Source organism: Priestia sp. SIMBA_032 (assembly GCF_046535215.1).
Classification (GTDB): domain Bacteria; phylum Bacillota; class Bacilli; order Bacillales; family Bacillaceae_H; genus Priestia; species Priestia aryabhattai.
This window is the reverse complement of the sequence record NZ_JAWRXD010001137.1, coordinates 1-253: the sequence shown is the minus strand read 5'-3', so window position 1 is coordinate 253 and position 253 is coordinate 1. Positions and strand designations below refer to the sequence as shown.

Annotated in this window: 1 pseudogene; it reads right to left on the bottom strand. The window is 65.6% G+C overall.

Annotated elements, in window-relative coordinates:
• Positions 1-253: pseudogene (locus SB717_RS37880) on the bottom strand (hypothetical protein); the annotation flags it as partial.

Here is a 253-nt window from a genome sequence, read left to right as displayed (position 1 = left end):
GACCATCATCATCTCGACAATAGACTCCAGCGAGGAGGCGCCCTGCGGATCGCTGGCCATCTGCTGGCCGCGGATATAGCCGTAGCGATTATCCGTCACGGCCCGCATGTCGGCCTCGTCGCGAATGATGGTCGGGCGGATGAAGATCATGAGATTGGTGCGGCGGCGCTCTGTGCCTTCGGAACGGAAGAGCCGGCCGGCGCCGGGAATGCGCGACAGGCCCGGCACGCCGGAGACCGAGTCCTCGTCCTCC